At 69.0% G+C, this 26,842-nt stretch carries 24 protein-coding genes; 6 read left to right on the forward strand and 18 right to left on the reverse strand.

Annotation, left to right across the window (positions count from 1 at the left end; all coding sequences use genetic code 11):
- Positions 1–13: 13 nt before the first annotated feature.
- On the reverse strand, positions 14–1,711 hold the full coding sequence (locus H0B43_RS16735) for an alpha/beta hydrolase (protein WP_252189773.1): 1,698 nt from the start codon (positions 1,709–1,711) through the stop codon (positions 14–16).
- A 370-nt stretch (positions 1,712–2,081) separates the two neighbouring features.
- Between H0B43_RS16735 and H0B43_RS16740 the strand changes: the two genes are divergently transcribed.
- Together H0B43_RS16740 and H0B43_RS16745 are read left to right on the forward strand one after the other, a co-directional pair.
- On the forward strand, positions 2,082–2,579 hold the full coding sequence (locus tag H0B43_RS16740) for a MaoC family dehydratase (protein ID WP_185726903.1): 498 nt from the start codon (positions 2,082–2,084) through the stop codon (positions 2,577–2,579).
- A 9-nt stretch (positions 2,580–2,588) separates the two neighbouring features.
- Positions 2,589–2,984 (forward strand): helix-turn-helix domain-containing protein, encoded by a 396-nt coding sequence (locus H0B43_RS16745; RefSeq protein ID WP_185726902.1) that lies wholly within the window; start codon positions 2,589–2,591, stop codon positions 2,982–2,984.
- Positions 2,985–3,004: 20 nt separating this feature from the next.
- Here H0B43_RS16745 and H0B43_RS16750 read toward each other — a convergent pair whose 3' ends face one another.
- The 8 genes from H0B43_RS16750 to H0B43_RS16785 all read right to left on the reverse strand — a co-directional run bounded on the left by H0B43_RS16750 (position 3,005) and on the right by H0B43_RS16785 (position 12,140).
- Positions 3,005–3,274 (reverse strand): hypothetical protein, encoded by a 270-nt coding sequence (locus tag H0B43_RS16750; RefSeq protein WP_185726901.1) that lies wholly within the window; start codon positions 3,272–3,274, stop codon positions 3,005–3,007.
- A gap of 84 nt (positions 3,275–3,358) precedes the next feature.
- Entirely contained in the window at positions 3,359–4,306 is a 948-nt protein-coding gene (locus H0B43_RS16755) for an alpha/beta hydrolase (protein ID WP_185726900.1), read from the reverse strand.
- Between the two features lie 102 nt (positions 4,307–4,408).
- The gene (locus H0B43_RS16760) at positions 4,409–4,852 is read right to left on the reverse strand and encodes an SRPBCC family protein (RefSeq protein ID WP_185729931.1); all 444 of its coding nucleotides are present in this window, start codon (positions 4,850–4,852) and stop codon (positions 4,409–4,411) included.
- Between the two features lie 2 nt (positions 4,853–4,854).
- Positions 4,855–6,408 (reverse strand): succinic semialdehyde dehydrogenase, encoded by a 1,554-nt coding sequence (locus H0B43_RS16765; protein ID WP_185726899.1) that lies wholly within the window; start codon positions 6,406–6,408, stop codon positions 4,855–4,857.
- 173 nt (positions 6,409–6,581) lie between these two features.
- Positions 6,582–7,931, reverse strand: coding sequence for an L-serine ammonia-lyase (locus H0B43_RS16770; RefSeq protein WP_185726898.1), 1,350 nt, complete (start codon positions 7,929–7,931; stop codon positions 6,582–6,584).
- Positions 7,928–9,169 carry an amidohydrolase gene (locus H0B43_RS16775; RefSeq protein ID WP_185726897.1) on the reverse strand — a complete coding sequence of 414 codons (1,242 nt, stop codon included), beginning with the start codon at positions 9,167–9,169 and terminating at the stop codon, positions 7,928–7,930. The genes H0B43_RS16770 and H0B43_RS16775 overlap by 4 nt, the downstream gene beginning before the upstream one ends.
- Positions 9,170–9,203: 34 nt before the next feature.
- The gene (locus H0B43_RS16780; RefSeq protein ID WP_185726896.1) at positions 9,204–10,640 is read right to left on the reverse strand and encodes an amidohydrolase; all 1,437 of its coding nucleotides are present in this window, start codon (positions 10,638–10,640) and stop codon (positions 9,204–9,206) included.
- 33 nt (positions 10,641–10,673) lie between these two features.
- A complete protein-coding gene (locus tag H0B43_RS16785; RefSeq protein ID WP_185726895.1) occupies positions 10,674–12,140 on the reverse strand; it encodes an MFS transporter in 1,467 nt (488 codons plus the stop codon).
- A 102-nt stretch (positions 12,141–12,242) separates the two neighbouring features.
- Between H0B43_RS16785 and H0B43_RS16790 the strand changes: the two genes are divergently transcribed.
- On the forward strand, positions 12,243–13,256 hold the full coding sequence (locus H0B43_RS16790) for an Lrp/AsnC family transcriptional regulator (protein ID WP_185726894.1): 1,014 nt from the start codon (positions 12,243–12,245) through the stop codon (positions 13,254–13,256).
- Between the two features lie 7 nt (positions 13,257–13,263).
- Here the strand turns inward: H0B43_RS16790 and H0B43_RS16795 are convergent, their stop codons facing one another.
- From H0B43_RS16795 to H0B43_RS16830, 8 genes are all read right to left on the reverse strand, one after another.
- Positions 13,264–14,250 carry a 2-hydroxyacid dehydrogenase gene (locus tag H0B43_RS16795; protein ID WP_185726893.1) on the reverse strand — a complete coding sequence of 329 codons (987 nt, stop codon included), beginning with the start codon at positions 14,248–14,250 and terminating at the stop codon, positions 13,264–13,266.
- Positions 14,250–15,587, reverse strand: a complete 1,338-nt coding sequence (gene gudD, locus H0B43_RS16800) for a glucarate dehydratase (RefSeq protein ID WP_185726892.1) — start codon at positions 15,585–15,587, stop codon at positions 14,250–14,252. Before gudD ends, H0B43_RS16795 begins: the two co-directional genes overlap by 1 nt.
- Before the next feature lie 122 nt (positions 15,588–15,709).
- Entirely contained in the window at positions 15,710–16,426 is a 717-nt protein-coding gene (locus H0B43_RS16805) for a sulfite exporter TauE/SafE family protein (protein WP_185726891.1), read from the reverse strand.
- On the reverse strand, positions 16,423–17,433 hold the full coding sequence (locus H0B43_RS16810; protein ID WP_185726890.1) for an ABC transporter ATP-binding protein: 1,011 nt from the start codon (positions 17,431–17,433) through the stop codon (positions 16,423–16,425). The genes H0B43_RS16805 and H0B43_RS16810 overlap by 4 nt, the downstream gene beginning before the upstream one ends.
- A 1-nt stretch (position 17,434) precedes the next feature.
- Positions 17,435–18,451 carry an ABC transporter ATP-binding protein gene (locus H0B43_RS16815; protein WP_185726889.1) on the reverse strand — a complete coding sequence of 339 codons (1,017 nt, stop codon included), beginning with the start codon at positions 18,449–18,451 and terminating at the stop codon, positions 17,435–17,437.
- On the reverse strand, positions 18,448–19,482 hold the full coding sequence (locus tag H0B43_RS16820; RefSeq protein WP_185726888.1) for an ABC transporter permease: 1,035 nt from the start codon (positions 19,480–19,482) through the stop codon (positions 18,448–18,450). Before H0B43_RS16820 ends, H0B43_RS16815 begins: the two co-directional genes overlap by 4 nt.
- Before the next feature lie 12 nt (positions 19,483–19,494).
- Positions 19,495–20,421 (reverse strand): ABC transporter permease, encoded by a 927-nt coding sequence (locus H0B43_RS16825; protein WP_185726887.1) that lies wholly within the window; start codon positions 20,419–20,421, stop codon positions 19,495–19,497.
- Positions 20,422–20,490: 69 nt separating this feature from the next.
- Complete coding sequence (locus H0B43_RS16830) at positions 20,491–22,071, reverse strand: ABC transporter substrate-binding protein (protein ID WP_185726886.1); 1,581 nt, start codon at positions 22,069–22,071, stop codon at positions 20,491–20,493.
- Between the two features lie 350 nt (positions 22,072–22,421).
- Here H0B43_RS16830 and H0B43_RS16835 point away from each other — a divergent pair, with 350 nt between their 5' ends.
- Together H0B43_RS16835 and H0B43_RS16840 are read left to right on the forward strand one after the other, a co-directional pair.
- On the forward strand, positions 22,422–23,426 hold the full coding sequence (locus H0B43_RS16835; RefSeq protein ID WP_185726885.1) for a 2-hydroxyacid dehydrogenase: 1,005 nt from the start codon (positions 22,422–22,424) through the stop codon (positions 23,424–23,426).
- Positions 23,423–23,818, forward strand: a complete 396-nt coding sequence (locus tag H0B43_RS16840; RefSeq protein WP_185726884.1) for a universal stress protein — start codon at positions 23,423–23,425, stop codon at positions 23,816–23,818. The genes H0B43_RS16835 and H0B43_RS16840 overlap by 4 nt, the downstream gene beginning before the upstream one ends.
- A 32-nt stretch (positions 23,819–23,850) precedes the next feature.
- On the opposite strand, the gene H0B43_RS16845 is transcribed toward H0B43_RS16840, so the two are convergent.
- Entirely contained in the window at positions 23,851–24,657 is an 807-nt protein-coding gene (locus tag H0B43_RS16845; protein ID WP_185726883.1) for an MBL fold metallo-hydrolase, read from the reverse strand.
- Positions 24,658–24,692: 35 nt separating this feature from the next.
- Between H0B43_RS16845 and H0B43_RS16850 the strand changes: the two genes are divergently transcribed.
- Entirely contained in the window at positions 24,693–26,738 is a 2,046-nt protein-coding gene (locus H0B43_RS16850) for a phage holin family protein (RefSeq protein WP_185726882.1), read from the forward strand.
- Positions 26,739–26,842 lie beyond the last annotated feature (104 nt).

A 26,842-nucleotide genomic window follows, 5' to 3' on the forward strand; every position in this document is an offset into this window, starting at 1 on the left:
CATCTCACGTGTCCTACGCGGTCGGCGAGGGAAGCAGGTCGCGCACGTAGAGACCGGGTGCGTCGCCCAGGACGGTGTGCTCGTCGCTGCCCAGGCGTGTACTCGCGGCGATTCGCTCACCGGCGCGCTCCGATACCCAGTCGGCCCACGGTTCCCACCAACTCCCGGTCTTCTTCGTCGCCGCGCCGAGCCACGCCTGCGGATCGGGTCCCGGCTCACCGCCTTCCCAGTAGTGAGACTTCGGGTTGCCGGGCGGGTTGACGAGGCTGGCGATGTGCCCGGAGAAGCTGAGCACGAACTTGCTGTCACCCGACAGCAACTGCGTTGTGCCGTAGCAATTCTTCCAGTTCGTGAGGTGGTCGGCGATCGCGCCGGACACGAAGGTGGGCAAGGTGATCCGGCCGAGGTCGACGGGCGTTCCCAGTACGGTCATCGCGTCCGGCGTCGCAAGGGTGTTGTCCTCGAAGATGTCGAGGAACTGGACGTGCAGCGCCCCGGGCAGGTTGGTGCCGTCGGCGTTCCAGGCGAGGATGTCGAAGGCCGGTGGCTTCCGCCCCATGAGGTAGTTGTTGACCAGGTAGTTGAAGACCAGATCGTTCGGCCGCATCCAGGTGAAGGCGCTGCCCATGTCGCGGGCGGAGATGATGCCGTTGCGCCGGGACCGGCCCTTGACCATCTTCAGCAGACCCGGTGCCGAGAACGCCGCGAGTCCCGCCGGTTCCGCGAAGTCGAGCATCGTCACGGCGTACGACATGCTGTGCACACGGGTGTCCCCGGTCGCGGCGAGGTGATTGAGCAGGGTGGTGGTGATGAGACCGCCGGCGCAGAACCCGATCACGTTGACGTCGTCGCTGCCGGTGATCTCCCGAACCTCGTCGATCGCGTCCGACACGCGTTGCGCATAGGTGTCGAGGTCCCAATCCCCCTGTTCTGCTCGAGGATTGCGCCACGCCAGCATGAACGTCCGCAGTCCGCGGGAGACGGCGTGCTCGACGAAGCTGCGTCCGGGGCGCAGGTCGAGGAAGTAGAAGCGGCCGATCGGCGGCGGCACCACGAGCACCGGCCGCTCGTACACCGTCTCCGTGGTCGGGGTGTACTGCAGCACCTCGGCGACCTCGTCGCGGGCGACGACGGCGCCCGGCGTCACGGCGAGATCGACACCGACGGTGGAGGCGTCGGGATCGACCATCTGCGGCATCCCGCCGTTGCGGCGCAGGTCGGACACGTAGTTGCGGGCGCCGCGCACCAGGCTCATGCCGCCGGTGTCGAAGGCCTCTTTCACGGCCGCCGGGTTGGTGAGCAAGTAGTTCGTCGGTGCGAGCGCGCTGGTGAGGACGGTCGACGCGAACGCCGCTTCCTGCGCGTGGCGGTGGTCGACCCGTCGGCCCCACTCCTCGACGACGCCGTCGATCGCGTCGACCGACGCGAGATAGGTTTGCTGCACGCGGCGGTAGAACGGATTGCCCGTCCACGCCTGGTCGGTGAATCGCCGATCGCCCTCGGCCGACGCCACATCCGAGCTGCCCACCGCGATCTTCGTCAGCTCGAGCCCGAGGCGGAGAGACTCGCGCAGGACCACCCGGCCCTGCCCGACGGCGCCCGTCAGTGCGCGCACCGCGTCCGTCGCGCCGAACCCGTCGGCGCGACCTTCCCCGTCGGGGGTGGCATCGGGTGTCACGAGTGCGATCTTCGTCTCCGCAGTCTTGGTCAACGGTTCTCCTCTGTCAGCACCTGGACCAGACACCCCCGTCGCGGGGATTCGTCCCTGTGTTGATCGGAGCATAAACACCGAGAATGGTTACTCGCGCGTAATAAATATTTCGATCAAGATCATTTTCGACAGCATGGGCGTCCGTGTCGAAAATGGAAACACGAGACGCATTTCTGATCGATATTCATTCAGCAGTAACTTTTTTCGGGTTGCGTGCCACTTGCATGCAACACCGTGACGTTCCGGAAAAGGGTGCGGAATCAATGCGCGCGAAGCACTTCCCCGACCGGTGCAGTGTGCGTTACTGTGCGATTTCCAAGGGTGATGACGGAAGAAATTCGCCCATCATCTCCATCATCGACGGGGGACCATGAACGCATCCAATTCGACGACAGGTGTCACCACCCACACACCGGCACGCAGTGTCACGATGGCGGAACTGCCGACGTTGGCCGGTACCCGGCTGGGCTCGTCCGGGACGTTCGTGGTCACGCAGGATCGCATCGACACCTTCGCCGAGGCCACCGACGATCGCCAGTGGATTCACGTCGACCGCGATCGTGCGCGGACCGGACCGTTCGGCACCACGATCGCGCACGGATACCTCACGCTCTCGCTCGCGGTTCCTCTGCTGTGGGAGATCTTCGAGGTCTCCGACTGCGACCAGGTCGTCAACTACGGGCTGAACAAGGTGCGGTTTCCGGCACCCGTTCCGGTGGATTCGGCGCTCAGCGCGGCCGCCGACCTCGTGGCGGTCGAACCGTGCACCGGCGGATATCAGGCCACCATCGCCCTCACCTTCGACGTGGTGGGCGGCAGCCGACCGGTCTGCGTCGCGGAGATACTGGTCCGATTCCTCACCGGTTAACCTGATGGAGTGGTCGACGAGGAAGCACGCTATCGCACCCTGGGGGAACTGATCCGGCGACAGCGGGAGCTGGCCGAGCTCCCGATGCGGCAGTTCGCCGCGATGGTCGGCATCTCCAATCCTTATCTCTCCCAGATCGAGCGCAACCTCCGGGAGCCGAGCGAACGCGTCCTCGACGCAATCGCCGAGCATCTGCAGATGTCGACCGACATGCTGCTCGGGCAGCTCCGGAACGAACCTCGAGCCGTGTCCGGGGTCGTCACCGCGATCGATCGGGACCCCGACCTGACGAACGCACAACGCAAGGCCCTCACGGAAATGTACGAGGCGTTCCGTGAGGTCACCCGCGGCAAACGCAAGCGGGGAAGGCCGGCAGCGGGCGACGACTCGAACGTCGACGACTGACCGGCCCTCCGGCATGCGGCTTACTTCAGCAGCTCACGGGCCGCCGAGGTCGCCGCGTCGCTCACCTTCCGCACCAGTGTGGCCTGAGCACCGGTGACGGTGCCGATCCACTCGAAGCTGCTGGCGTCGGCGAGGGTGGTGTGGAAGTCGAGGCTGCTGTCGAGGGCCTTCTCGTATACGTCGAGTGACAGGTTGCCCGCCTTCTTCGCGGCATCGACGAACTGCGAGCCGACGGACGGTGTCTCCGCCTTTGCGTTGGCGGACTTGGGATTCGGGGTGGGGGTGGTCATGACGGTCTCCTTCGCGACTGATTCGTTAGCAAAATAGCACAGTGATTGCTAACAGGCGAGGGTCGGCGACGGACCGCCCGTCGGCTAGCCCACCGGCGAACCGAGGTGGCGGACGAGAAATTCGGTCTCGTCCGCGACCACCCGCTCGAACAGGGCGCCGAAGTAGGGGTCGAAATGACCGCCCGGGTACAGGTGCACCTCGGCGCCGGGGGTCCTGGCCGCGGCCTTCTGCGCACTGCGGGTGAACGTGACGACGTCGTGATCGGTGATGGCGAAGAAGACCGGGCAGGCGATCTTCTTCACCGTCGTCGTCGGCCGGTACAGCGCAGCCTGCAACGCCACCCGTCCGGGGGTCTCGTTGCGCCACGTCGACCCGGGCGGGTCCATCCCGTGATATCCGGCCTCCGCGTCGGGCGTGGTCATGGCCGCGAACGATCCCGGCGGACCGACCACGGGGAACATGTACGGCGGACGACGGCGCAACTGGGCGTACCGGTCTCGCAGGTACGCGACCGCCATGCGGCCCAGTCCGGCCATTCCGAGTCGCGGAAGGTTCGTCAGACCGTCGACGTACGGCACCTGCGACACGACCGCGGCCACCCGCCGGTCCCGCGCGGCCGCCGTCAGTACCAGCCCGCCGGACAGCGACGTTCCCCAGAGCGCGACCCGGCCGGAGTCGAGGTCCGGACGGCTCCGGACGTAGGAAATCGCGCTCTGCCAGTCGTCGAGTTGACGGTCGATGTCGAGCAGTTGCCGGGGCTCTCCCCCGCTGGCGCCGAAGTAGCGGTAGTCGAACACCAGCGCCGCGATTCCCGCGGCGGCGAACCGCTCCGCGAACGCGTCCAGCCGCTGTTCGCGCACCCCGCTCCAGCCGTGGGCGAGCACCACACATGCTGTCGGCATGGGAGAGTCGGACGTCCGCCGGTACAACCAGGCTGCGAGTCGCTGTCGGCGGGAGGAGAACCAGACGTCTTCGCGGCGGACGTCGGGACACGACCGATCGGCTTCGACGGGTCTCGGCGAAGGATTCATGGGAGGCGCCTCCGAGAGGTGTGGGCACCGTCCAGTCTGGTGCCCTCGGCTCGGCGGCGGCAGCCACCCTAGGGTGACGAATCGTCACCCTAGGGGTGAAAATCAGCCCTCGAGAGCAACTTTCATGCGCTCGAGGGTCTGCCGCATTCCATTCTGCATGAGCTGGTCGCGGTTGCTGCCCAGAACCTTCGACTTCTGCACCAGCCGCACCCACCAGACAGGGGTCGCGTAGATCTCCCGGGTCTCCGTGACGCGGGTGCCGGTTCCGGAGGGTTCGAGGTGATACGTCCACCGCGCCTTCGGCTCGTCCGCCTCGAACGAAAACTTCTGTTCCGGAATCACGTCCACGACGGTGCAGTGGGTCTTCCAGCGCACCGGCCCGTGCCGGTTGGCGCCGACGAACCGCGCCCCCACCGTCGCCGGGGTGCCGGACCGCCACCGAGCCCCGGTGTTCTCGGGGCTGAAGCGGCCCATGCCTTCCACGTCGGTGACCACATCCCACACCGCCGCGGGCGGAACGTCGATCACGATGCTCGCCCTGTCCACGTCTACCGGCCCGGGATCCACTGCAGCGCCTTCACGAACGGCGGCATGATCTTGGCCCACACCTTCGGCGACAGTCCCCGGGGACCGCCGAGGTTGAGGATGCGGGTGGTGGCGATGGTCTGCGGTTCGGTGTACTTGAGCAGTCCGTCGTCGCCGTGGCGGCGACCGACGCCGGACACTCCCATGCCGCCCATCGGCGCGCCGGTGCTGCCCCACGCCGGGGCGTACCCCTCGTCGACGTTGACCGTGCCGGCGTGGATCCGCGCGGCGATGGCCTCGCCTTCTGCCTTGGTCCCGGCCCACACGCTGGCGTTCAGGCCGTATTCGGTGTCGTTGGCGCGGTCGATCGCCTCGTCCACGTCGGCGACGGGGTAGATCGAGACCAGCGGTCCGAACGTCTCGTCGCGGTAGCACTCGGCGTCCTCGGGGACACCGGTCAGGACGGTCGGCTCGTAGAACAGGGGCCCCAGGTCGGGGCGCGCCTTGCCGCCGGCGACCACCGTGGCCCCCTTGACGACGGCGTCGTCGACGTGGCTGGAGACGGCCTTGACCTGCGCCTCGGAGACGAGGCTGCCCATTTCGATGCCGAAGTCGTAGCCGGCGCCGAGCTTCATGTTGCGGACGCGTTCGCCGAACATGCGGGTGAACTCTGGGGCGATGGATTCCTCGACGTAGATCCGCTCGATCGAGATGCACAGCTGCCCGGAGTTGGAGTAGCAGGCGCGGACGGCGGCGTCGGTGACCTCGCGAAGGTTCGCTCCGGCGGTGACGATCATCGGGTTCTTGCCGCCGAGTTCCGCGGAGAAGCCGATGAGACGGCGTCCGGCCTGCTCGGCGAGCAGCTGACCGGTCGCGGAGGACCCGGTGAACATCAGGTATTCGGTGTTCTCGACGAGTGCCGTGCCGACCACCGAGCCCGGTCCGGGGACCACGGCGAAGAGGTCGCGGGGCAGACCTGCCTGGTACAGCAGGTCGACGCAGGCCAGGGCGCAGTACGGGGTCTGGCTGTCTGGCTTGAGGACGACGGCGTTGCCGGCGAGGAGCGCGGCGACGGCGTCGGACACCGCGAGGGTCATGGGGTAGTTCCACGGCGAGATGACGCCGACGACGCCCTTCGGCTGGTACCGCACCACCGTCTTGGTGAGGCCGGGGAGCATGCCGGAGATGCGGCGCGGACGCAGCAGCTTGGGGGCGACGCGCGCGTAGTGGCGGGCGGTCATCGAGATGTCGAGGACCTCCTCCTGCGCGGCGGCACGGGACTTGCCCGTCTCGGCCTGGGCCATGTCCATCAGCGCGTCGCGGTTCTCCAGCACCAGGTCGCGGTAGCGGTGGAAGATCGCGGCGCGTTCGGTGACCGGGCGCTTGGCCCATTCCTTCTGCGCCACCCGAGCACGGGCGATGGCATCCTTCGCGTCCTGGGCCGTGCCGACCGGGACGGTGGCCAGTTCCTTGCCCGTGAACGCCTCGACGACGGACCGCGTCGGGCGATCCGCCGCGTCCGGGATGGCTATGAGATCGGCGAGCCGCGCGAACGTGGCGGCGGTCGGAACAGGCATGTCGTACCCCTACTGGTTAGTAGTTTTTGCGGTTACACATAACTTACCTGTTCGGTGGGCTGTGTCACAGGGGTGGATGGATCAGTGCCATTCCTCGAGCAACACCACCAGCAGCAACGTGAACACGGCAGGGTCGAAGACCGAGCGCGGGTCCAGCGTCCGAGGCGGAGGTTTCAGCAGATCACGACATTCAGCGCGAGACCGCCCGTGGATGTCTCCTTGTATTTGGCGGACATGTCGAGGCCCGTCTGCCGCATCGTCTCGATGACGGTGTCGAGGGAGACGACTTGGTTGCCGTCGCTGCCCAGCGCCATCCGGGCCGCGCTCAGTGCCGTGACCGCCGCGATGCCGTTGCGCTCGATGCAGGGGATCTGCACGAGCCCGCCGACGGGATCGCACGTGAGCCCGAGGTGGTGTTCCATCGCGATCTCGGCGGCGTACTCCACTTGCGCCGGCCGCCCGCCGAGCACCGCGCACAGGGCCCCGGCCGCCATGGCGCACGCCGATCCGACCTCGCCCTGACAGCCCGCCTCCGCTCCCGAGATGGAGGCGTTCGCCTTGACCAGCGATCCGATCGCCGTGGCGGTGAGCAGGAACGCGCGGATGTCCGGTCTGCCGTCGGCGAGGAACTGCTCGTAGTACCGGCCGACGGCGGGGACGATCCCGGCGGCCCCGTTGGTGGGTGCGGTGACGACGCGTCCGCCGGCGGCGTTCTCCTCGTTGACGGCCATCGCGTACGTCTGCAGCCAGTCGATCGCATCGTGGCCCCCGGATCCGAGCCGCCGGAACAGGCCGGGAGCCCGCCTCGCGACGTCCAGTCCGCCCGGCAACCGGCCCTCGGTGGACACCCCGGCGTCGATGCACGACACCATGGCCGACCAGATGCGGTCGGCCGCCTCCGGAATCCGCGCGGCGCCGATCAGCGCTGCCTCGTTCGCGTCCGCGACGTCGGCGATGCTCATCCCGGTCTCGTCGCAGATCGTCAGCAGTTCACCCGCGGTCGTGAACGGGAACGGAACAGCGGGCCGGTCGTCGATCACGGGCTCGGCATCCTCCAGGACGACGAACCCGCCGCCGACCGAGTAGTACACCCGGTCGGCGACGGCACCACGGTCCGCGTCGAACGCCCGCAGCCGCAAGGCATTGGTGTGCAACGGCATCCGGGTCAGCGGCGCGAACACGACGTCGCGTTCCCGCACGACCACCGGGTGCCGCCCACCGAGAAGGACGGTGGCCCCGTCGCCGAGCCGTCGCCACGCGCCCCGGACCTCGGCGGGGTCGCACGTCTCCGGCCGGGCGCCGGCCCACCCGGCGACGACGGCATCAGGTGTTCCGTGGCCGATGCCGGTCGCCGCCAGGGCGCCGTAGAGAACGCATTCGACGCTGCCGACATGGCCGAGCCGACCGGACGCGTGCAGTCCGTCGACGAAATCCGCTACCGCGCGCATCGGGCCGACGGTGTGCGAACTGCTGGGACCGATGCCGAGCGAGAAGAGATCCGTCAGGGAGACGTACGCGCTCATGCCCAGTTCGCGGTCTGCGTGAATCCCGCGGGCCGTTCCGCTTGCAGGCGCAGCAGCTCACCGCGGACCTCGGGATCGAGCGCGACGTCGAGGACCGTCCACGCGAGGGCTGTCGCGCCGTCCAGGATCGCCGCGTCGGCCGCGGGAGTGGCCGCGGCGTCGGCGAAGTCGGCGTTGTGCGGGACGGCGGTGCTGCCGAGGACGGCGATCGCCGGATGGATGGCCGGCATCACCTGGGACACGTTGCCCATGTCGCTGGAACCGCCGCCCAGCGAGGCGGACGTCAGCTCGCGACCGGTGGCCTGCAGGTTCCGGTCCCAGATCGCCGCGAGCACCGGGTTCTGGACCATCGGCGCGTACGGCGGTTCCGTTGCCGCGTAGTCCCATTCGCAGCCGGTCGCGAGTGCGCCCGCCTCGAAGCAGGCGAGGACGCGTTCCTTCACCTCGCGCCATTCCTCGATCTCGGGTGCGCGCACCTCGACCTGCACGACAGTCCGGGCCGGGATGATGTTGGTGACCTCACCGCCGTGCGACACGAACGCGTTGACGCGTGTCTTCGCCCGGAACTGCTGACGGACCAGCCCGAGGGCGTTCAGTGCGATCGTCGCGGCGGCACCGGCGTTGATCCCGTGCTCGGGGGCGCCGGCGGCATGGGCGGCGCGGCCGGTGAACGTGACCTCGAACCGGTCGACCGCCTGCATCCACAGCGAGGCGCACGGCATGTCCGTTCCCGACGCCCCGTGGACCATCAGGGACAGCGTGGCATCCTCCCACGCACCGGCTTCGAGCATGGGGATCTTGCCGCCGCCGTGCTCCTCGGCGGGTGTGCCGAGGAGTTTGATCCGGAGACCGGCGTCGTCCGCGACCGCCGCGAGCGCGAGGGCCGCGCCGACACCGGCGGCGGCGATCATGTTGTGCCCGCACGCGTGTCCGACCTCGGGCAGCGCGTCGTACTCGGCGCAGATCGCGACGGTGAGGTCGCCGCTGCCGTAGATCGCTTCGACGGCCGTGTCGAGCCCGTACACCCCGACGGTGGTGTCGAAGCCGGCGTCTCGGAGTGCCTGGCCGACGAGCGCGGCGGCGCGATGCTCCTCGAACGCGATCTCGGGCGCGTCGTGGATGCGGTGGCTGAGTTCGAGCAGGCCGGCCTCGTGGTTCCGGAGTACCTGCGCCGCAGTCCCCTTCAGCGATTCGGTACGCGCGTCGGTGGTGTCGCCTGCGGAGGTGGCGAGAGTCATGGGTGGGTTCCTTCCTGGAAGTTGCGAACGACGATCACGGAGCGACGACTGCGCCGCGCAGGGGCGGGGCGACGATGTCACCGGGAAGCGGTGAGTCGTACGGGGTCTCGGAGATGCGGGTGGTGAACTCCTTGCGCGCCGAGGCCAGCAGTTCGGCGTCCGTCAAGAGGTCGACCGCGGTCGCGGCCATGAGCTTGGCGGCGTGGATCATCCCCTTGTGCGCGGCGGGAAGCTTGCCCTGAGCGACCATCTGCCACGAGTGGGCGGCGGTGCCGACACCGACGCACGCGGTGGCGCACTGCACGAGCGGCGTCACCCAGCTGACGTCGCCGAGGTCGCTGGAACCGGTCATCGTCGGCCGCGGCGTGCGCGCGTCGAACGTGGCGATCCCGGTGTGCAGAGCGCTGCCGTCGCCCTCGATTTCGCCGCCGAGCGTGCTCGCCGTGCGCCCCGACGCCGTCTTCGTGACGAACGCTTCCGCGGACGTGAGGTCGCCGGCGTCGAAGGGAACCGGCCCGAGTTCGCGGAGCCGCTCCTGCATCGAATCCTCGAGCACGACGTTGGGCAGGATGTCGGAGCAGCCGCCGTCGATCTCGATCTCGACGGACGTCTCGGTCATCAGCGCGGCACCCTCGGCGATCTTCGTCACCCGGGCGAACAACTCGCGCATGCCGGCCACGTCGGGCGACCGCACCAGGTAGTACGCCTCGGCGGTCGCCTGGACGACGTTGGGTGAGCGGCCGCCGGTGTCGAGGATCGCGTAGTGGATCCGGCAGTCCGACGGCATGTGCTCCCGCAGGAAGTTGGTGCCCACGTTCATCAGTTCGAGGGCGTCGAGTGCGCTGCGCCCCCGTTCGGGGGACACCCCGGCGTGCGCGGCGATGCCGGTGAACCGGACGTATGCCTGGATGTAGGCGAGCGTCCGGATTCGTTGCACGGTGGTGGTGTCACCGGGGTGCCACGACACCGCGGCGTCGACGTCGGCGAATCCACCCTCCTTGACCATGAACGTCTTTCCCGCTGCCGCCTCTTCCGCCGGACAGCCGTAGTAGCGGACGGTTCCGGGGAGCCCGTTCGCCTCGAGGTAACGCTTGACCGCGGTCGCGGCGAGGAGCGAACCGCCGCCCAGAAGGTGGTGCCCGCAGCCCTGCCCGTTTCCGGACTCGTTGCCGGGATCAGGTTCGGGCACCGCGCTTCCCGCCTTCTGGCTCAGTCCGGCGAGGGCGTCGTACTCGCCGACGATCGCGATCACCGGCGCTCCGCTGCCGGCCTCGGCGCTGAACGCGGTCGGGATACCGGCGACCGACCGGGTGATCGCGAAACCCTCGGATTCGGCGACGGCGATCTGCGCGTCGACGGAGGCGTGTTCTTCCCACCGCAATTCGGGGTTGTCCCAGATGGCGTCGCTCAGGGCGGCGTACCGCGGGCCGAGCTCGTCGATGGCAGCGAGGAGATGTGGATCGATTGACACGGGTGGTCCTTTCGTTCGGTGTAGAGGGGAATGTCAGGCGCGCACTTGCTCGTCGCCGGCAATCGGCGAGGTGCCGTTTTCGGTGACCGGCGTGGGTGTCCGCAGTTTCCGCGCCAGGAGGGCCGTGGCGACGCACAGCGCCGCGCACACTCCCCACACCACGTGATACGCACCCAGCGACGGGATCTGCTTGCCGCCGGCGGTCAGCGACGGGGTCACCATCGACGACATCAGGAGGGCGAACACGGCGCCGGCCACCGCGCCCGCGGCGGTCCGGGACGTGTTGTAGAGGCCGGACGCGATGCCGACCGAATCCGGCGGGGCCTGCTGCACGATGACGGTGGGCAGCACCCCGACCACCACGCCGCCGCCCAGTCCCGCGACGACCAGCCACAGGGCGAAGGTCACCGGGGTCCCCGGTACGAAGATCATCAGCACGTAGGCGACGGCCGCCAGGGCCGCGCCCAGTGCGAGGGATCCGGGCACGGTGAGCGCCGATCGGGCGAGCCGGTCGCTCGCCGCCGCGCCGACGAACATGGCGAGCGCGAACAGCGCCAGGATCAGACCGGTGATCGACGCGGTGACGCCCATCCCGTAGCCGTTGGTCACCGGGGTGGCACGGAGGAACAGGGCGCTGGGGGTCTGGACGCCGAACAACTGGGCGCCGAAGAGCAACGCCATCAACATCGGTATCCGCATCCCTCCTCCGATGACCTCGAGATCCACGAGGGGGTGCTGGACTCGTCGTTCCACGAACACCCACAGGACGAGAACCACGGTCCCGGCGCCGACGGCCGCCCACGTCAGGGCGCTCGTCCAACCCCAGGTGCTCGCGTTGGACACCCCGCCCAGCACGCCGAGCAGACCCACCGTGAGCAGAACCGCACCCGCCCAGTCGACGGTGCCCGCCTTGCGTACCGTCGTTTCCGGGACGAGGAAGTACACCACTGCCAGGCAGATCGTCATGAGGACGGCGGGAACGAGCAGCACGACCTTCACGTCGTCGATCACGGAGTCCAGCAGGAACCCGGACAGCAGACCGCCGACGGCAGCGCCCAGCGTCAGCGACCCGACGAGGCGGCCGATGCTCCGGCCCGCCGTGGCGGCGTTGCGGTCCCGCACGATCGCGAACTCGAGCGGAAGGAACGCCGCGAGGGGTGCCTGCAGGGCCCGGCCCACGAGCAGCCAGGCGAACGAGGGCGCCAGCGCCACGACGAACGAACCGAGCGCTACGGACGCGGTGGCGACGACGAGAAGACGCTTGTGCCCGAAGAGATCACCGAGTTTCGCGATCAGCGGGACGCAGGCAGCCGTTCCCAGTAGATACATCGCGCTCACCCAGTTCAAGGCTGCGGGCGACGCGTCGAAGCGTTCGCCGATGGCGGGGAGCAGCGGGGAGAACCACCCCTGCAACAGACCGCTGGCGAACTCCATGACCACGAGGAATCCGACCGCTGCCGTGGCAGCGTCGCCTCCCCGGATGTGGCGCGAAGAACTCATGTCGACTCCAAGAGGATGAGTGGAAAGTGACTGGTGGAAGAGTGACGCCCCCTGGATTCCGTCATGTAAATTTGCAGCATTATCGGCACTGAAGGACGGGACATGCAGGATTACGAGCCAGATGATGTCGATTTCGCACTCATGCATGCATTGCAGATCGAACCGCGGGCATCCTGGAAGGCGCTGGCACCGATCCTCGCCGTCGATCCGGTGACGCTGTCGCGGCGGTATCAACGGCTCCGTGACGCCGGTCTGATCTGGATCACCGGATACGACGCCGGGGTGCCGGGGCGCGGCGCCCTGATCGAAATCGACTGCGCACCCGGTCAATCCGTCGGCACCGCACAGGCGCTGGCGGACGATCCCCTGGTCTCCGGCATCGACTTCACCGCGGGTGGACGCGACCTCCTGCTCACGTTGATGGCGCAGGATTCAGCGGACACCTCGCGATTTCTGCTGCACCGGCTCGGGGAGTACCCGGCGATCCGGCGGGCCCGCACCCACCTCATCACCGAGGTGCTGTTCGAGGCCGGGAATTGGCGGTTGCGCACCCTGTCCCCGGCGCAGGCCGCGCAGGTTCCCGGTGCCAGAGCGCCGCGCCCCCGCGCCGCGCGGACGGTCTCCCCCGCCCTGAAACGCGTGATCCACCACGAACTCGGCCTCGACGGCCGCGCACCGGCCACGGCGATCGCCGAGCGCACCGGCGTCAGCAACCAGCGCATCACCGACGCGATCGCGACGATGCGGCGGGACGGTTCCCTCCGGCTGCGCACCGACATCGCCCGGGCGTACTCCGAGTGGCCGATCTACGCGTGGTACTTCATGCAGGTTCCCGCTCCGCTGGTCGAGCGGCTGCGAACCTCGCTCGGCAGGATCGAGGAGGTGCGATTGGCGGTGCTCGTGGCCAGCGAATACAACCTCATCATGGCGGTGTGGTTGCGCACCCTGAACGACGTCCACCGGTTCGAACTACTTCTCGAGAAGCTCCTGCCCGGAGCCCGGGTGGCGGATCGATCGGTGGTCATGCAGATCGGGAAACATCTGGGACACATCCTGGACGAGAAGGGCCGCGCCACGGGTCCTGTCGTGTCCATGACGCCGCCGACCGAGAGTTGACGGATTCTCAGACGGTCCTGGGGCGGACCACCCGCAGGACCGTCCGCCCCGTGTCGAGCCGGCGGATGTTGTCGGTGATGTCGCCGACCCGTCCGACGAACGTGTGGTCGGTGACGCCCGACGAGTGCGGCGTCATCAGGACGTTCGGCAGGTCGCGGAAGGGCAGCGCACTGGGCGCACCGGCCCCGCCGGCATCGGGGTACGAGTACCACACGTCGATGGCCGCGGCTGCGATGCCGCGCGCGGCCAGCGCGTCGAAGAGCGGCCGTTCCTGCACGAGCGGTCCGCGTCCGACGTTGATCAGGACGCCGTCGGGCCCGAGCGCCCGGAGTTCCGCGGCGCCGATCATGCCGTGGGTGTGGTCGTTGAGCGGTGCCGACACCACCACCACGTCGGATTCCGACATCAGGCGGGTGAGCGACGCGTTGTCCCCCGCCCACTCGATCCCCTCGGCGGCGGCGTCGACGGTGCCGCGACCGGTCACGGCGCAGCCGTCGGCACCGAAGGCGCGCAGCAGGTTCCACGCCCGACTGCCGATGTGGCCGAAGCCGACGAATCCGACGCGGGCACCGCGCATCGACCGGGACTGCGCGAGGCCGTCGTCGTACACCGAGGTGGCCCACCGGTCACCGCGCAGCGCACGATCCTGACTCAGGAACCCGCGGCGCAGCATCAGCGCCGCCGACACGATGTACTCGGCGATGGAATCCTCGTGGTGAAAAGTGTTGGCCACCACGGTGTCGGCGGGGAGGGCGGCGAATTCCACCTTGTCCGTGCCCGCGCCCGCCACGTGCAGGAGGCGGAGTTTCGGCGCGGCCGCGGCCATCGCGGCGGTGAACCGGCCGCCCACGTACACGTCGGCGTCGCTCAGGTCGGCGACGATCGCCGCCTCCTCGAACGTCCGATGCCAGGACACCGCGGCTCCGGACGGCAGCCCGGATTCGAACAGGTCGCGGTGCGGCAGCAGGTTCCGGTCGCCGACGACGACCTTCATCAGGCGCGCACCAGCGCGGGCTTCTTGCTGTCGAACGTCCAGTTCGGCACCAGGAACTGCATGCCGACCGAATCGTCGCGGGCGCCGAGCCCCTTCTGCCGATACAGTTCGTGGGCGGCCTCGACGCGGTCCATGTCGAGTTCCACACCGAGACCCGGCGTCGTCGGCACCGTGAGGTAGCCACCGTCGATCTCGTAGGGCGCCTTCGTGATCCGCTGACCGTCCTGCCAGATCCAGTGCGTGTCGATGGCGGTGATGTCGCCGGGCGCCGCGGCCGCGACGTGGGTGAACATGGCGAGGGACACGTCGAAGTGGTTGTTGGAATGCGAACCCCACGTGAGGCCCCACGCGTCGCACAGCTGCGCGACCCGGACGGATCCGTTCATCGTCCAGAAGTGCGGATCGGCGAGCGGGATGTCGACGGCGCCGGAGCGGATGGTGTGCCCCATCTCGCGCCAATCGGTGGCGATCATGTTGGTGGCCGTGGGCAGTCCGGTGGCGCGCTTGAACTCGCTCATCACCTCGCGGCCGGAGAAGCTGCCCTCGGGACCGACGGGGTCTTCGGCATAGGCGAGCACGTCTTTCAGGCCGCGGCACGTCTCGATGGCCTCGGACAGCAGCCAGCCGCCGTTCGGGTCGAGGGTGACCCGGGCGTCGGGGAACCGTTCGGCCAGTGCCGTGACCGCGGCCGCCTCGTCGCGGGGTGCGAGCACACCGCCCTTGAGCTTGAAGTCCGCGAATCCGTACCGGGCGTGCGCTGCCTCCGCGAGTCGTACGACGGCGTCGGGGGTGAGGGCCTCCTCGTGCCGCAGGCGCAGCCAGTCGTCCGACTCCCCTTCGCCCGACTGGTAGTCGAGGTCGGTCTTGTTGCGGTCGCCGACGAAGAACAGGTAGCCGAGTGCCTGCACCTTCTCACGCTGCTGTCCGTCGCCCAGGAGGGCCGCGACGGGGACGCCGAGGTGCTGCCCGAGAACATCGAGGAGCGCCGACTCGACCGCGGTGACCGCGTGGATCGCGATCCGGAGGTCGAACGTCTGGTTTCCGCGGCCGGCGGCGTCCCGGTCGGCGAACGCGCGGCGCAGGTCGGCGAGCACGCCGTTGTACTCGCCGATGCTGCGCCCGGTCACGATCGCGCGGGCGTCCTCGAGCGTGCGGCGGATCGGCTCACCGCCGGGCACCTCACCGACACCGGTGTTGCCGTCGGAGTCGGTGAGGATCACCAGGTTCCGGGTGAAGTAGGGGGCATGCGCGCCGGACAGGTTCAGGAGCATGCTGTCGTGGCCCGCGATCGGGATCACGCGCATGTCGGTGACCACCGGGGTGCTCGATGTACTCATTTTCCGAAGACCTTCCTTCACAGCGCAGCGCCGCCCGTGAGGCGCCTCACCACGAAAACTCTAAGTGGCTCGATCGATACATGTCCAAGACTTGTTGAGCATCGACCGATGCAGACTCTGCATCACAAAAGTTGTTGTCCGATCAGCATCACCGCGCCCACACAGGACACGGCGATGGACGCCCGGCGCAGGCGGGCCGCGTCCAGGTGGCGGTTCACGAACCGTGACGCCACGTAGCCGAGCACCGTCGCCGGGATCAGCATCAGGAACGCCACCGCCGACTCGCGATGCACCGACCCGGTGACGGCGAGAACGGCAACCGACAGCGACGAGCCCACCAGGAAGAAAGCGCTCATGTTGCCGCGCAGTTGGGCGCCCTTCGACCCCTGCATCACCAGCGCCATCGGCGGACCGCCGATCGACGTCGCCGTGCCCAGCAGACCCGACGCCGCGCCCGCGACCGCGAGGTTCCGGCGTCGGGGCGGCGGTGCCCAGCCCAGCCACGCGAACACCACCCCCGCCAGCACCACGGCCGCGAGCAGCAGCGACAGCCCGCGTTCCGGCAACGACACCAGGAGCAACGCCCCCGCGATCGTGCCCGGCACCCGGCCGGCGAGGGCCCACCCGGTGCCGGCCAGATCCAGCGCTTCGCGCTCCCGCCACACCACCATCACGGTGACGACCGTCGCCGTCATGATCAGCGTGCCCGGCAGCAGGCTCGGATCGACCAGCGCGACGACGGGTGCCGCGAGCATGCCCATCCCGAACCCGATCGACGCCTGCATGCAGGACGCGAGGAACACCGCCGACGCGATGATCGCGAACCCGGCCCCGCTCACCCGACCGTGGCCGGGACGCCGAGTGCGACCGGACGTCGTGGGTGGTGGCATTCGGCGACGTGGCCGTTCTCGCGCTCGTCGACCGCCGCCGGCGGAACGATGCTCGCGCAGATGTCCGAAACATGGGCGCAGCGGGTGCGGAACCGGCAACCCGACGGCGGGTTCAGCGGGGAGGGCACCTCACCGTCGAGGATGATGCGCCTGCCCCGGGATCCGGCGTCCAGTTTCGGCGCCGCCGACATCAACGCCTCGGTGTACGGATGGGCGGGGCGGTCGAACACGGCGTCCGTCGCACCCGTTTCCACGATCCGGCCGAGATACATCACGGCGACGCGGTCGGCGACGTGCCGGACCACGGACAGGTCGTGGGAGATGAACACGTACGAGATGCCGAGTTGTTTTTGCAGGTCGTTGAGCAGGTTGAGCACCTGCGCCTGAACCGACAGGTCGAGCGCCGACACGGGTTCGTCGCAGACGACGACGCTCGGGTTCAACGCCAGCGCGCGGGCGATGCCGAGACGCTGACGCTGGCCGCCGGAGAACTCCTGCGGGTACCGGTGCTCGTCGCTGGGCCGCAGACCCACCAGGTGCAAAAGTTCGCGCACCCGGGCCGCCCGGTCGCGGCTCGTCTTGTACATCGTCTTGTGGGTGCGCCACGGCTCGGCGATGATGTCGGCCGCCGACATCCGGGAGTTCAGCGACGCGTAAGGGTCCTGGAACACCATCTGCACCCGGCGGCGCAGGGCCAGCAGATCCTTGCCCTTCAGGGAGAACGGGTCGAGACCGTCCCACGTCACCGAACCGGAGTCGGGCCGCTCGAGCATCATCAGTGTGCGGGCGAGAGTGGACTTGCCACAACCCGATTCGCCGACGAGTCCGAGGGTCTCGCCGCGGGCCAGGTCGAGGTCGATGCCGTCGAGCGCGCGCAGCTGATTCTTGCCCGCCTTGTTCGCGGGCACCTTGAACGTCTTGGTGAGGTCCCGCACCTGCAGAATCGACTCGGACATGTCAGACCTCCTCGGGGAAGTGGCAGGCGGAGCGCCGGCCTGCGGCGACGTCGGCGAGCGGCGGCCGGGTGGTCTGGCACAGGTCGCGGGCCAGCGGGCAGCGCGCCTGGTAGACGCAGCCGGACGGGATGGAATGCAGATCGGGTGGGGTGCCGCCGATGGACTTCAGGTCTTCGCCGCGGACCGCGTGCACCGGAACCGAATCGAGCAGCCCCTTCGTGTACGGGTGCCGCGGCGAGGAGAAGACCTCGGCGACCGGTCCGGTTTCGACGACGTTGCCCGCGTACATGATCGCGACCCGGTCGGCCTCCTCCGCGACCAGCGCGAGGTCGTGGGTGATGAGGATGACGGCCATGTCGTGTTCGGTGCGGAGGTCCCGCAGCAACGACATGATCTGCGCCTGCACCGTGACGTCGAGTGCCGTCGTCGGCTCGTCGGCGAGCAGCACCGTGGGACTGAGCGCGACGGCCATCGCGATCAACAGTCGCTGCCGCATGCCGCCGGAGAACTGGTGCGGGTAGGAGTCGACCCGCGACTCGGGTTCGGGAATCCCGACCCGCTGCATCAACGAGACCGCTTCCCGGCGCGCTTCTTTCGACGACATGCCGCGGTGGATCCGGAACGGCTCGGCCAGTTGCTTGCCGACGGTGTAGACCGGGTTGAGCGCGGTGAGCGCGTCCTGGAACACGATGGCGAGTTCGGTGGCGGCGAGGGTGCGGCGGGTCCGGGCCTTCGCCGTCACCAGGTCGACGTCGCCGAGGTGGACCGAACCGTCGGTGACGTCGGCGATCGGTTCGAGCAGACCGGCCAGCGCCTGCGCGGTCATCGACTTGCCGCACCCCGACTCGCCGAGCAACGCGAGCGTCTCCCCGCGCCGGGCGGTGAACGACACGTGGTCGACGGCGCGGACGGTACCCGCGGAGGTGCGGAGGTCGACCGTCAGATCGGCGACCTCCAGTGCGACACGGTCGGTGTCGGCGATGCCGGGTGTGTCGACGGCCGGTGCAGGTGCACTCATGAGACGACCTTTCGGGTGGGGAACAGCCGGGAGCGACGCGACCGCGGGGCGGTGAGGCGCCAGCGCTGGGCGGGGTCGGTGGCGATCCGGGCCCACGCGGCGAGCACCGTGGCCGATACGGTGGTGACCACGATGGCGAGACCGGGGAAGAACGACAGCCACCACGCCGTCTGCAGGTAGGTGCGGCCCTGCGACACCATCAGGCCCCAGCTGATCTCGGGCGGCTGAATGCCGATGCCGAGGAAGCTGAGCGACGACTCGGCGAGCATCACGTAGCAGAAGTCGAGCGTCGCGACGGTGAGCAGGGTGGGCAGCAGGATCGGGAACACGTGCCTGCGGATCACCGCACCGCTGCGGGCGCCGAACGTGCGTGCGGCGTCGACGAACAACCGGCTCTGCAGTTCCGCCGATTCCGCGCGGGCGGTGCGCAGGTAGATCGGGATGCGGGTGATCGCAAGCACCAGAACGATGTTCGCGGCGCTGGGTGAGAACACGTACAGCACGACGACGGCCATGAGCAGCGACGGGAAACTCATGATCACGTCGGCGACCCGCATCGCCGTCGTCTCCCGCCAGCCGCGGTGGTAGCCGGCCCACATGCCGATGAGCGACCCGACGATGCAGGACAGCGCGACCGCGGGCAGCGCCACCAGGAGCGTGGTGCGGCACGCGACGATCAACCGGGCCAGCATGCTGCGGCCCAGCGGATCGGTGCCGAGGATGTTCATCCACCCGTTGGCCACGTCGAACGGTGCGAGGGTGGACCGGTCGAGGTTCTGATCGGTCGCGGCGTCGCCGACGAGCCACGGGCCGAAGACGGCCACGAGGAACACGAACACCAGGAGCGCGGCCGCCGTCGTGGCCATCCGGTCGCGCAGGAGCAGCCGCCACAGCGGGGTCTTGCTCCGCGGGGGCCGCGGCGGGACGGCGTCGTCGGCGGAAGCGGCGAGGTCCGGGGTCTCGCCGGGGCTCGTGAGGGCCTCGCCGGCCCCGCCGGCCCCGCCCAGGCGGGGAGCGTTGTCTATGGACATGTCGGCGGCCTCCTAGACCTTGGACTTCTCGCGCACACGCGCATCGAGAAGCGCGTAACCCGCGTCGATCAGGATGTTGAGAACGAAGATGCTGACCGCGGTGAGGAGCACCGCCGCCTGCAGGACCGCGAAATCGCGCTGCAGGATCGCGTCGATCATCAGTTTGCCGATGCCGGGCCACCCGAAGATCGCCTCGACGACGACGGCGCCGTTGACCAGGCCGACGGTGAGGTCGCCGGCCACGGTCAGCGCCGGTGCGGCGGCGTTGCGGAGCGCGTGATGCGTGACGACCCGCAGGTCGCCGGCGCCCTTGCTGCGGGCAAGACGTACGTATGGTGCCGACAGTGCCGACACCATCGCGCCGCGGACCACCTGGGTGAGCACGCCGAGCGGACGGATCAGCAGCGTCGCGATCGGCAGGATCCACGACAGCGCACTCCCGGTGCCGGACGTCGGGAGCACCCCGAGCACGACCGCGAAGATCCACACCCCGGTGATCGCGAACCAGAAGTCGGGGATGCTGGCCGCGGTCATCGACAACAGGCTGGAGATCCGGTCGGCGAGCGAATTCGGCCGGTACGCCGCCCAGCAGCCGATCACGACGGCGCCGATGATCGCGAGCAGCATCGTGAAGAACGCCAGTTGCAGGGTGGCGGGGAACGCGCGCAGGGCCATCGTCGCGGCGGATTCGCCCGTCCGCAGCGACTCCCCGAAGTCGAGGTGCGCGACCCCCGACAGATAGTCGGCCATCTGGCTCAGAACCGGCTTGTCGAGGCCGTTCTCGGCGGCGAACTCGGCTCGCTGGTCCGGCGTCGCGGACACCGGCAGGTAGAGGTTGGTCGGGTCGCCGGTGAGCCGGGCGAGCAGAAACACTCCGAAGAGCACGACGAGCAGGGGGACGAGGCTGGTATAGATCCGACGACGCAGGAAGGCGAACATCGCTCACCGCCTTCGGATCGGGTGCGGATGGGACATCATGGTTCCTCCGGGTGGGCTGGGAAGAGGGTGCTAACCGTTCGCGGGTGCGTCCGCGTGCGTCATCTCGCTCAGGCGCATCTCGTCGCCGGTCGCGGAGTTGGGGGTGTAGGCCACGGTCGGGGACTTCGCGAGCACACCGTTCATGTGAGCGATGTACGCGAACTGCCGAACGTCCTTCGGTTCGTTCGCCAGGACGTCGGCGAACGCGTTCTGCCGGGCTTCCCCCACAGCGTTTTCGGCCGCATCGATCTGCGCGTCGAAACCGGGAGTGCCGAAGTAACTCTGGTACCCGTCGCTGCGCATGTACTGGTCGACGGTGAACTGCGCGTCGCCGGCCTGGTTGCCGTGCTGGATCACCAGCATCACCGGCCCGCTCTGCGGGTACGGCCGCACCTGGTACTGCAACTGCGCGGCCGTGTCCATCATCTCGATCTTCACGTCGAGACCCGCCTTGCTCAGCGAATTCTGGATCACCTCGACGGTCTCGTTGATCTTGGGGAACTGCCCGGTGCGCCCGATCAGCCGGATCTGCCGGTCGACGGGCACACCGTCGGCCTTGGCCTCCGCCACCAGCCGCGCGGCGCGGTCGGGATCGTACTCCGTCGGTTCGAGGTCGGGATCGAACCCGACGATGCTGCTCCCGACGAGTTGCCCGGCCGGCTCACCGAGACCCTGGAACAGGGCCTTGACGATGCCGGGCCGGTTGACGGACAGATCGATGGCCTCCCGGACGCGGTAGTCGTCGAGCGGCGCCTGGGTGCCGTCGATGCGCAGCGCGGTGGTCTCGTTGTTGGGATACGCGGCGCCGAGGTCGCCGGCACCGTCCTCCGGGCCGAGGGACGTGGCGAGTTCGGCCTCGCCGTTCACCACCATCGCCGCCCGCACGCTGCCCTCGGTGCGCCACTGGTAGATCGCCCGCGCGTACTCGGGAGCCTCACCCCAGTAGGTGTCGTTGCGTACCAGGGACAGTCGCTGCCCGTGGTCCCAGTAGTCGACCTTGTAGGGACCGGTGCCGATCGGGTCGCGCACCTTGTCGTCGGAGCTCGTCGTCGTCGGCACCATCTCCACGAAGGAGATCCGCAGCGGCAGGATGGGATCGGCGGCCGGGGTCTCGACCGTCACCGTCATCGGGTCGACTGCCTTGACCACCAGTGCGTCGTCGCCGAAGACGTAACCGTCGACGTCGCAGCCGATCGACGAGTTGACCGTCCGATCGATGGAGAACGCGGCGTCCTCGGCGTCGAATGCGCTGCCGTCGCTGAACGTGACTCCCGGGTGGATCCGGAACGTCCACACGGTGGGCGAGGTCTGCTCCCACGAATCGGCGAGCTTGGGTTCGAGGTAGCCCGTGTCGGCGTTGCGCTCGACGAGCGGTTCGGTGATGTTCGAGCGCACCACGACGCCGGTGGACGTGAGGGACGCGTCGCACGGTTCGAGCGTGGGGGGCTCCTGCGGGAGCACGATGCGCAGGGTGTCGGGGCTGGCGGCATCGCTGTGGCTCGAGTTGGCCACCGAGCAACCGGTGACCAGAGCCGGCACCGTGATTGCGGCGGTGGCCGCGACGACGACGCGGTAACGGGTTCCCTGCTGCAGCGAACGTGCAGGGCTCATGGTGTCCTCCGTAGGGATGTGTCGGACTCGACGCGAGTGAAGAGGGCCCGCCTGTGACGGTAGACACACGCTATGAGCGGCCCGGAGAGGCGTCAACAGCGGAAAACGGCGCCCGACCGTCCGTGAGGGCAGTCACAGGCACGTTCCGGGGAGAGCGCGATCACTGCCGCACGTCTCTGACCGGCACGTTCGGGACCCTTCGGCATCTGCGCACGTCAGCAGGCCCGCAACCCATGCCGTTTGGGTATCGATCCATGTTATTTACGTGTTGGACAGCCATTCCGAGCGCCGCCTACCGTACGGGTAACCGGTGGTGCGTAGAGTCGTGCCACCACTCGTCAGGAGGCACGATGGTGACCGCAGAGGCGTCCGTGAAAGAAGCTGCCGTACAGACCGTTTCGGGCGGTCGCGTCCTGAAGGTCGGGCCACTGAAGCCGTCTCTCGCCGCAACGCTGTCGGAGAAGTACGACGCCCTCGACCTTCCCCTCGGCGACGGCCGCGCCGACTTCCTCGCCGAGCACGCCGATGCCGTCACCACCATCGTGACGTCCGGCCGCACCGGCGTCGACGCCGCGCTGATGACCGCCCTGCCGAACCTCGGCGCCATCATCCACTTCGGAGTCGGTTACGACACAACCGATGTCGCGCTCGCGGAGGAACTCGGCATCGGCGTGAGCAACACACCCGACGTTCTCACCGACTGCGTCGCCGACACCGCGGTCGGCTTGCTGATCGACACCCTCCGCGGATTCTCCGCCGCCGACCGCTTCGTGCGCGCAGGCCGGTGGCCCGCCGAGGGCAACTCCCCCCTCACCAGGAAGGTGAGCGGAACCCGCGTCGGCATCATCGGACTCGGCCGCATCGGCTCCGCCATCGCCGCCCGGCTCACCGGATTCGGGTGCACGATCTCCTACCACAATCGGCGCGAGGTGCCCGATTCCCCGTACGCGTACGTCGATTCGGCGGTGAAACTCGCGGCCCGGGTCGACGTGCTGATCGTCGCCGCCGCGGGAGGCAAGGGCACCGCGAAACTGGTCGACCGCAACGTCCTCGAGGCACTGGGCCCCGACGGTTACCTGATCAACGTGGCACGCGGAAGCGTCGTCGACGAGGACGCACTCGTCGAACTGCTCACCGAGCGCAAGCTGGCCGGCGCCGGACTGGACGTGTTCGCCCGGGAACCGCAGGTTCCCGAGGCACTCCTCGCACTCGACACCGTCGTCCTGCTTCCCCACGTCGGGAGCGGCACCACCCAGACCCGGGCCGCGATGGAGGCCCTCACCCTGCAGAACCTCGACGAGTACCTCGCCGACGGCACCCTCACCACCCCCGTACTCGAGCCGAGGTCACGATGAGCGTCATTCTCAGTTACGTTCCGACGGTCGAAGGTCGCGGGGCGCTGGCCTTCGGTTTCGCCGAAGCCCGCATGCGCGCAACAGATCTCGTCGTGATCGCCGACGGCGACAGCGCCTCGGCATCCGGGTTCGACACCGAATTGCATTCTGCCCGAGAAGAAGCGGACGCGGCCGGAGTCGACTTCTCCGTCGCACGAAACGAACCCGACCGCTCCCACGCCGACAACCTCATCGACGCGTCCTACGACTCCGCGGCCGAACTCCTCGTCCTCGGCATGCGGCGACGCTCCCCCGTCGGCAAACTCCTCATGGGCAGCGTCGCCCAGCGGGTCCTCCTCGAGGCGCAGTGCCCGGTGGTCGGGGTCAAGCCGCCCGTCGCGGCCGAGGTCTGAATCTCGAACGACGGCCGTCCGGGCCACCGGGTTCACGCTCGGTGCGTCCCCGGCAAACCTGGGCCGAGTTCTCCACCCGGGTGCAACTCCACCGCGACGACCCCCGCCCGCTCGGCGTGATGGACGAACTCGGCGCCCGGACCGAAGAACAACCGGGGGCGCACGGCGTCGAGGCCGAGCGGCCACAGCGTGCCGAAGTGGATCGGCACCGCCAGGCCCGCCTCCACCTGCCGCGCCACGTCCGCGGCCCGGGGCGGGTCGAGATGCCCCTTGCCGAGGGTCGGACCCCAGCCCCCGACCGGTAGCAGCGCGACGTCCACCGGGCCGACGTGATCGGCGAGGTCCGGGTACAGGTCGGTGTCGCCGGCGAAATAGGTCCGCCGGTCGCCCTCGACGACGTACCCGACCGCCGGCGCGACCTCCGGGCCGCGCCGCCACCGCCGGCCGTCGTGCCGCGCGGGCACCGCGCGCACGGTGACCGTGCCGATCCTCGTCTCCTCGCCGGGCCGCAGCAGCACCAGGCGGTCCGCGAACTGGCGCAGCGCGGGCAGTCCGTCGACCGCCCGCCACGGGGCGACGATCGGAACGTGCGGATCCAGCAGCCGCAACGACGGCAGGTGGGTGTGGTCGGCATGCAGGTGGGAGAGCAGGACGGCGTCCGGGTTACGCACGTGCGGCCCGATCGGCGAGGGCCCCCGGCGGCGGCGCAGGTGCGCCACGCGGTCGGTCAGCACCGGATCGGTGAGGACGACCGTCCCCCGGTCCGCGATCAGCGCGCTGGCATGTCCGAGCCAGCGCACACCGAATGCGGCGGCATTCGAACCCGGAGTCGCGCTCACCACCCTTACGATTCCAGACGAGGGAAGGGGGTGCGATGCGCACGGTGGGCGGCGTGGTGCGGGTGCTCGTCGAGTTCCTCGTGCTCTGGGGGGCGTCCGCACTCGCGCTCATCGTGCTCGACCGCATCCTCGGCGGCATCGAGCTGGACCGGTCGAGCTTCGCGCCGCTGCCGACGCTCCCGGCCGCGCTGGCGCTCGCGTTGGTGTTCGGCCTGCTCAACGCCGCGCTGTGGCCGGTGATGATGCGGTTCATGTCGTGGATCGGCCCGGTGCTGTTGTTCGTCGGGGTGTTCTTCGCCGGCGGGGTGATGATGCTGTTGACGCTCTACCTGGTGCCGGTCGCGTCGGTGGATCAGATGAGCGATGCGTTCGTCCTCGCGGCGCTGCTCTCGCTGTTCACCTCCGTCGTCTCGGGCGCGATCGCGTCCCGCTCCGACACCGCGTACCGACTGATGCAGGTGCGCCGACAGCGGTTCCGGTTGCGGCGCAACGCCGCGCTCGTGGACGCGCCCCCGGGGCTGTTGTGCATCCAGATCGACGGCCTCGGTTACGACGTGCTGCGTCGCGCGATCGCCGACGGCGTCACGCCCGGGCTGGCGAAGTTGGTGCGCGAGACCCACCGGTTGGTGCCGTGGCACACCGACTGGAGCAGTCAGACGGGTGCGACCCAGTTGGGCGTGCTGCACGGTTCCAATCACAACGTGCCTGCGTTCCGCTGGTACGACAAGACGACCGAGCGCATCTCGGTGTTCAGCAATCCCGCCGACAACGAAGAGCGTGAACTCGAACGATCCGACATTCCCGGACTGCTGGCACACGACGGTGCCAGTCGGGGCAACCTGTTCACCGGCGGCGCGCACGACAATGTGCTCGTCGTCAGCCGGATGCGCGGTGCCCGCCTCGGCGGCGGGGCCGGCTACAGCAGCTATTTCGCCGATCCGGCCAGCGCGTTGCGCACGTTCATCCGGATGGTCGCGGAACTGCAACGCGAACTACGCCAGTCACTGCGGCAGAAGCGCAAGGACGTCAGGCCGCGGGTGCCGCGGGGCGGGGTCTACCCCCTCGTGCGGGCGTTCGCGACCGTGCTCGCCACCGACGTGTCCGCGGCCGCGGTGGTCGGCGATCTGATCAAGGGGCGCAGCGTCGTCTACGCCGACCTGATCGGTTACGACGAGGTGTCGCACCACTCCGGCATCTCCCGGCCCGAAACGCTCGCGGTGCTCACCAAACTCGACGACGTCATCGAGATGCTGCTCGCCGTGGTGGATCAGGCCGATCGGACCTACCGCGTCGTCGTGCTGTCCGACCACGGGCAGAGTCAGGGCGCCACATTCCTGCAGCGCTACGGGGAAACGTTGGGGCAGTTGGTTGTCCGGCTCGCTGCGCGACGCGAACCGGCCGAGGTGAAGCGACATTGGTACGAGCGCGAATCCGGCATCTCACCACAACCCGGGGCGGAGGGGCGCGGTTACGCCGCGGCCAGCGTGCACTCACCGACCGCCGGCGAGGAGACGCATACCGTCGCGGGCGAGCCGATCGTGCTCGGCTCGGGCAACCTCGGCCTGGTCTACTTCCCCCGGTTGCCCGGACGCGCCGACGTGAACGCCATCGAGGCCGCCCACCCCGGTCTGCTCACCGGTCTGCGCGAGCATCCCGGGATCGGCTTCCTGCTCGTTACCGCCCCCGGCGGGTCGGTGGTGCTCGGGCCGCACGGGCAGGTCGACGTGACCACCGGCGAGGTCACCGGCCAGAACCCGCTCGCGGCGATGGGCCCCGACGCGCTGGCGAAAATCCGGCGCACCGACACCTTCGACAACGTCGCCGACATCATGGTCGGCGGCGCGTACTGGCCCGAGACCGACGAGGTCGCGGCGTTCGAGGAGCAGGTCGGCTCGCACGGCGGGATGGGCGGACCGCAGAGCACCCCGTTTCTCGTCTATCCCGCCGACCTGCCCGCACCCCCCGACCCGTTGCACGGCGCCGAGACCGTGCATCAGGTGCTCGTCGGCTGGCGAGATCTCTACGACACCGCGGCGGCCGTGACGAGGCAGGACACGACCACCCACGCGGACAACCCCTGACGACCCCCGTGCCGATTCCTGCGCGCACGGATACACCTTCTCCGTCAACAGGCCAAACGCAACATCTAGTGTGATCTGTGATCTAATCTGGTTGCCCTCGAAAC

Origin of the sequence: Rhodococcus sp. 4CII (assembly GCF_014256275.1) — a bacterium.
Taxonomy (GTDB): domain Bacteria; phylum Actinomycetota; class Actinomycetes; order Mycobacteriales; family Mycobacteriaceae; genus Rhodococcus_F; species Rhodococcus_F wratislaviensis_A.